The following is a 5,274-nucleotide window of genomic DNA, read 5'->3' as shown; positions in this document are numbered from 1 at the left end:
TGCGAGTCGCATTTCGGCTTTTACGCCGCCCAGCCGATCGCCGACGAAAGCATCGAACTGCTCGCTTACGCCATGCGGGGCATCAAGTGGTTTCATCGCCAGCTGCTGATGAGCCATGGCCTGCTGCGTGCCGGCTTCACCGTTGCGTCAGGCGCTGATGCGCTCATCATTCCCACTCTGCTTGATGCCTGCGGCGTACCGCATGATTTCCGCCTCGGTGATCTCGGCGCCCTCGAGCAGGCCGGCCATACGGCCCTCGCGCATCACCACCACGCGGTGGCTGAGCCCGATCACTTCCTGCATTTCCGACGAGATCACGATGATCGATTTACCCTCGGCGGCCAGCGCCGCGATGATGTGATAGATCTGCTGCTTGGTGCCCACATCGATGCCGCGCGTCGGCTCATCCATGATGATGATGTCGGGCTCCGACTCCATCGTCTTGCCCAGCATCAGCTTCTGCTGGTTGCCGCCCGACAGCCGCCCCACCGCCACCGAGGGGTCGCGGGCTCGGATATCGAAGCGGCGCACGGCGCGATCGAGCGCCTTCTGCTCGCTGGAAAAATCGAGAAAGCCGGCCTTGAGGTGCTTGCCGAGCGTCAGCAGCGTCAGGTTGGGCCTGAGGCCCATATTGAGCAGCAGGCCTTTGCCCTTCCGATCCTTGGTCATGTAGGCGAGGCCGGCGCTCACCGATTGCGCCACCCGGGTGAAATTCACTGGCTTGCCGTTGACCTGCACCTCGCCGGCGGCGCGGTGCACCAGCCCGACGATCGCTTCGGCCACCGCGGTGCGGCCCGAGCCGATCAGCCCGGCAAAGCCGAGAATCTCACCGCGTCGCATGTCGAACGAGATGTTGCGCACCCCCGGCGCCTCGAGCTTGCGCACCGACAGCACGATGGGCGCGTCGACATCCGGTTCGTGCTTGGGCGGATAGAGGTTGGTGAGCTCGCGGCCGACCATCATCTGCGCTGCCGAATCCGGCGTCATCACTTCGGTACCGACCGTGGCGATCAGCTGCCCGTCGCGCAGCACGGTGACGCGCTTGGCCAGTGCCATCACCTCATCGAGCTTATGCGAGATGAAGATGATGGCGACGCCGCGTGCCGTCAGCCGGCGGATCTGCTCGAACAGCGTCTGCGTCTCGCCCACCGACAGCACCGCGGTCGGCTCGTCCATGATCAGCACGCGGGCATCGCGGCTGATCGCCTTGGCGATCTCGACCATCTGCTTGTCGGCCACCGACAGCGTGCTGATGCGCGTATCGGGATCGACGTGGACATGCAGCGTTTCGAGGATCGAGCGAGCCTTCGCGCGCATCTCTGCCACATCGAGGAAGCCGAAGCGGCGGATCTCGCGGCCGAGAAAAATCGACTCGGCGACCGTCAGGTGCTCGGCGAGGTTCAGCTCCTGGTGGATCAGGACGATGCCCATCGCCTCGGCCTGGCCGTTGGGCGGCAGCACAACGGGCTTACCGTCGAACATCACCGTGCCGGAGCTCGGCTGCTCGATGCCTGAAAGGATTTTGATGAGGGTGGATTTGCCTGCGCCATTCTCGCCGATCAGCGCATGCACTTCGCCGCGCCTGACCTCGAAATCGACGCTGAACAGCACCGGGACGTCGTTGAACGACTTCGAAATCCGGCTTGCCGCAAGGATTGGCGGCGCTGACGCGTCAGCGGCGTGCGACATCGATGAGCCCTCCCCCGGGAAGCGGCCGGTTCCTCCTGGCTCTACTTCCGTGATCGGTGATGTAAAGGTTTTCATGACCTATGTAAAGGTTTACATGACGCATCATTGGTGTAGCCTCGCGACGTGACGACTGGCGGAAGCCGCGCCTTCTGATAAGGGATTCCTGGGGACCACCTCGCCGGATGGCGGTGGACGGAGCAGCGCGTGCAGCAACAAAAACTGGCTACGATTGAAGACGTTGCGGCCATTGCCGGCGTTTCCATCGCTACCGTCAGCCGCGCCATCAACGAACCCACCAAGGTCGCCGACGAGACGCGCCGCCGCGTCAACGAAGCTATCGCCCGCACCGGCTACACCACCAACGCCATGGCCCGCTCGCTGCGCATGCGGCGATCCAACATGATCCTGATTCTGGCGCCCGATGTCGGCGACCCGAACTTCTCCAACATCCTCGTCGGGCTCGAGACCGAGGCCAGCAAGCGCGGCTACGGCGTCTTGATCGGCAATACCCAGAACGATGCCGAGCGCGAGGCCGACTATCTGCGCTTCATCAGTTCCAACCAGGCCGACGGGATGATCCTCCTCACCGGCCACCTGCCCTACGGCCATGCCCAGCCCGGCCAGGAAACCCGGCTGCCGCCGATGGTGGCGGTGAACGAGCCGGTGCCCAACAGCGACATCCCGTTCGTCGGGGTCGACAATTTCGAGGGTTCGCGCCTCGCTGCCGAGCATCTGATTTCGCAGGGCCACCGCCGCATCGCCTTCATCGGCCACTCCACCAGCCGGGCGGTGAATCAGCTGCGCGAGCGCGGTTATCGCGCCGCGCTCGAAGCAGCCGGCATCGCCATCGACCCGCTGCTGATCCTCGATGGCGACGGCACCACCGAGAGCGGTCGGCAGGCCACCGAGCACATGTTCGTCCGCGACGTGCTGCCGACGGCGTTCCTCTGCATCAACGATGCGACAGCGCTCGGGGTGATCATCGCCCTCACCGCCCGCCGCTACGACCTGCCGCGCCAGTTCTCGGTGATGGGCTTTGACGACATTTCGTTCGCCAGCTTCGTCACCCCCTCGCTCACCACCATGAAGCAGCCGCGCTTGCGGATCGGCGAAGCCGCCATGGACATGCTGCTCGGCCTGCTCGAAGGCAACCGCCCCGACCGCAACAGCGTGCTGCTGCGCAGCGAACTCATCGTACGGAATTCGGTGGCGCCACCACGGTCGTCGCTGCCTTAGGACCGCCCGCTGCAGGTGCAGTTGGCAAGCTTCAGCTCACCGGAACCTGCGGCTCCCAGCTCGTCAGCACTCCCTCCCACCCCGGGAACCATTCGAGCAGCAGAATCTGCGCGCTACGGTCCCAGCCGAGCCAGATGGCGAGCGCCGTCAGCAGCAGCACCACCCCGAACACCCGCTGGATGGTCGCGGCATGGCTTTGGAACCAGCCGAGGCGGCGGACCAGTTGCCGGCCGCCCAACAGCACCGCCGCCATCGGCAAGGCGGTGCCGAGCGAGAAGGCGAGCGTTACCGCAACTGCGCCGAAACCCAACGACTGGTTGAGCGCCAGGGTGATCACCGAGGCCATGATCGGCCCGACACAGGGGCTCCAGGCGAGGCCGAGCCCGAGGCCCACCACTACGCCGCCGCCAAAGCCGTTGCTCTGGCTGGCCGGCGCCCGCCCGGCAAGCCCGCTCGCCAGCCACTCGAACTGCAGTTGCAGCCCGGGGATGACCAGCACCAGGCCGAGAATGGCGAGGACCACGGCACTCAGCGTACGGTTGATGTCGGGTGGCACACCCAAGAGCCGCACCAGCGCGCTCAGCGCCAGCGTCGCCGCGGTAAAGGCGAGGACGAAGCCGACGATCACCCCGATTGGTCGCGCCTTGCCCTGCTGCGTCGCCGTCGCGAGGATCATCGGCAACAGCGGCAGCACGCAGGGCGAGAGGATGGTGATGACGCCCGCGACGAAGGCGAGCGCGATAGTTGCCAGCATCAGCGGTCAGAGCGCGCTGGTATGGGCGTTGAGGCCGTTGACCCCACCGCTGTTCCACAGCTCGACGCCCTTGCCGTCCTTGTCGAGCAGCACGAACGTATCCTGGTAGGTGACGCCGAAGCGGGCCTTCAGCGCCTGCTCCTTGTCATAGTCGGCAATCACCAGGGTCAGGCCCGGGTTCACTTCGTCCCAGCGGGCGTTGAGTTCGGTCACCGTGGCGCGGCAGTTCGGACACCAGGCGGCGTAGAAGAACACCACCGTCGTGCCCTTACTGGCGAGCTCGGCTAGCTGGGCATCGCCCTCATAAGAGAGCACCTGCGAGGCAGGCGCTGCCGCAACCGCTTCTTCCGCGAGCGCCGGAGCGATCAAGGCAGGCGACAACAGGAACAGGGAGGTGAAGAGCAGGCGAAGCAATGGGCGCATGAAATGGTTTTCCGGCACGACGAGCCGTCGATTTGAGCACCATTATCACCTGCGCTCTCGCGCATGCCTATGGCCTCACAGGGAAATTGATTACCGGCCAGCGCCACGGCGCAACCGAAAATTCCTGTCGCACCCCGGAAATTGGAAAGCTGTCGGCAGCATTGGGCAGGCTGGAGCGACTATGATGCGGCCCAGTTCAAGCTCAAAGTGAGAATACTTAAATGCGTTTCAACGTCCTCGCTACGGCGCTCGTCCTCGGCCTTGCTGCCGCCGGCAGCGCGCAGGCCGAACGGCTGACCGATCAGCCGCTGGTCGATGCCGCCTGGCTCAACAGCCAGCTCGGCAAGCCCGACCTGGTGATCATCGATATCCGCGACACCCCCAAGGATGGCACTGCCCCCTATGCCGCCGGCCACGTGCCGGGCGCCGTGGAAGCGCAGTACGCCGCCTATGGCTGGCGCGCCAAGATCGACGGTGCCCCGGGCCTGCTCCCCAAGCTCGAGGATATCTCGGCCAAGATCGCGGCGCTCGGCGTCAGCGACGACACCCAGGTGGTGATCGTGCCCGCCGGCAGCGATGTTGCCGAATTCGGCGGCGCCACCCGCGTCTACTGGACCTTCAAGGTGCTCGGCCACGACAACGTCACCGTGCTCGATGGCGGCTACAAGGCCTGGGCCGATGCCGGCCAGGCGGTCTCGACCGACGTCGTCACCCCGGTGGCCGGTAGCTTCACCGCCAAGCCGCGGCCGGAACTGCGCGCCGAAGTGGCCGAGGTGGAACAGGCCATCGCCAGCGACACCAACCTGATCGACGCCCGCTCGGTGGCGCAGTTCATCGGCAAGGAAAAGACCAACACGGTGCAGTCGCTCGGCACCATCCCGACGGCGGTGAACCTCAACTTCGACAAGTTCTGGGACAAGGACGCCGGCAAGTTCGCCAGTAAGGCCGCCATCGATGCGCTGGTGCAGCAGGCCGGCGTTACCGACACCAACGGCCTGATCACCTTCTGCAACACCGGTCACCTCGCTTCGATCGCCTGGTTCGGCCTCTCCGAGGTCGCCGGCCTCAAGGGCGTGCGCCTCTATGACGGTTCGATGTCGCAGTGGACCCTCGACCCGTCCCGCCCGGTCGTCGTCCAGAACTAAGCCATCCGCGCGACGCCTGAGGGGATC

The 5,274-nt window shown here is 65.4% G+C and carries 5 protein-coding genes; 2 read left to right on the top strand and 3 right to left on the bottom strand.

Annotation, left to right across the window (positions count from 1 at the left end; genetic code table 11):
- Positions 1–147: 147 nt before the first annotated feature.
- Positions 148–1,689 (bottom strand): sugar ABC transporter ATP-binding protein, encoded by a 1,542-nt coding sequence (locus tag VW23_RS08100; RefSeq protein ID WP_069909073.1) that lies wholly within the window; start codon positions 1,687–1,689, stop codon positions 148–150.
- A gap of 204 nt (positions 1,690–1,893) precedes the next feature.
- On the opposite strand from VW23_RS08100, the gene VW23_RS08095 reads away from it, so the two are divergent.
- The gene (locus VW23_RS08095; RefSeq protein WP_069909072.1) at positions 1,894–2,925 is read left to right on the top strand and encodes a LacI family DNA-binding transcriptional regulator; all 1,032 of its coding nucleotides are present in this window, start codon (positions 1,894–1,896) and stop codon (positions 2,923–2,925) included.
- A gap of 31 nt (positions 2,926–2,956) precedes the next feature.
- Here VW23_RS08095 and VW23_RS08090 read toward each other — a convergent pair whose 3' ends face one another.
- Positions 2,957–3,679: a cytochrome c biogenesis CcdA family protein gene (locus VW23_RS08090; RefSeq protein ID WP_069909071.1), complete on the bottom strand. Its 723-nt coding sequence runs from the start codon at positions 3,677–3,679 to the stop codon at positions 2,957–2,959.
- A gap of 6 nt (positions 3,680–3,685) precedes the next feature.
- Positions 3,686–4,102 carry a thioredoxin family protein gene (locus VW23_RS08085; protein ID WP_069909070.1) on the bottom strand — a complete coding sequence of 139 codons (417 nt, stop codon included), beginning with the start codon at positions 4,100–4,102 and terminating at the stop codon, positions 3,686–3,688.
- A gap of 221 nt (positions 4,103–4,323) precedes the next feature.
- Between VW23_RS08085 and VW23_RS08080 the strand changes: the two genes are divergently transcribed.
- Positions 4,324–5,247, top strand: coding sequence for a sulfurtransferase (locus VW23_RS08080; protein WP_069909069.1), 924 nt, complete (start codon positions 4,324–4,326; stop codon positions 5,245–5,247).
- The last annotated feature ends 27 nt before the right edge of the window (positions 5,248–5,274 follow it).

The organism is Devosia insulae DS-56 (assembly GCF_000970465.2).
GTDB classification, from domain to species: Bacteria; Pseudomonadota; Alphaproteobacteria; order Rhizobiales; family Devosiaceae; genus Devosia_A; species Devosia_A insulae.
The sequence above is the reverse complement of the archived record's forward strand: the minus strand, read 5'-3'. Positions and strand labels throughout refer to the sequence as shown.

What these genes read in the sequence shown, in the direction of transcription:
- VW23_RS08100 (WP_069909073.1), bottom strand. Translation starts at nt 1,689, where the DNA reads ATGTCGCACGCCGCTGACGCGTCAGCGCCGCCAATCCTTGCGGCAAGC.
- VW23_RS08090 (WP_069909071.1), bottom strand. Translation starts at nt 3,679, where the DNA reads ATGCTGGCAACTATCGCGCTCGCCTTCGTCGCGGGCGTCATCACCATC.
- VW23_RS08085 (WP_069909070.1), bottom strand. Translation starts at nt 4,102, where the DNA reads ATGCGCCCATTGCTTCGCCTGCTCTTCACCTCCCTGTTCCTGTTGTCG.
- VW23_RS08080 (WP_069909069.1), top strand. Translation starts at nt 4,324, where the DNA reads ATGCGTTTCAACGTCCTCGCTACGGCGCTCGTCCTCGGCCTTGCTGCC.